1 protein-coding gene is annotated in these 440 nt (G+C 54.5%); it reads right to left on the bottom strand.

Annotation, left to right across the window (positions count from 1 at the left end; all coding sequences use genetic code 11):
- A partial coding sequence (locus RZO55_RS02670) for a PAS domain S-box protein (protein WP_318062751.1) occupies positions 1–413 on the bottom strand: 413 nt, incomplete at its 3' end.
- Between the last annotated feature and the right edge of the window lie 27 nt (positions 414–440).

Raw genomic sequence — 440 nt, 5'->3', positions numbered from 1 at the left:
CGGGTTTCGTCCAACGCGTCCCGGAGACGGTTTAATTCCGTCACGTCCCGGACATTGGTGATCACGCGCACAACCCGGCCTTCTTCGTCAAAGATCGGACTGCCCGTAATGATGAGCACCTTTCCGTGCTTGTTCGCCTGCACCGTACTGACGGTTTTGCCGGTCTTCAGCACTTCCAGCGTGACGGACTTCTTCAATATCCCTCTCTTCTCCAAATAGCGGACATCCTTGCCGATGTAATATTCCTTCGGAATGCCCGTCAGCCGCTCGATGGCCGAATTGGTATGGAGGGTGATCCCGTTGTGATCGGTGATATAGATGCAGTCATAGGAGTTTTCGATGAGGGTGTTCAGATCCAGCCCGTCGGAGGGCGGAGGGGGAGATGATTTTTCGATGGCCACCCGTTCCAGCAAATATAGGATGCAACCCTCCGGTTCATC

The organism is Clostridium boliviensis, assembly GCF_033342255.1.
Classification (GTDB): Bacteria; Bacillota; Clostridia; order Lachnospirales; family Lachnospiraceae; genus Lacrimispora; species Lacrimispora boliviensis.
This window is presented reverse-complemented; position numbering and strand designations above follow the sequence as displayed.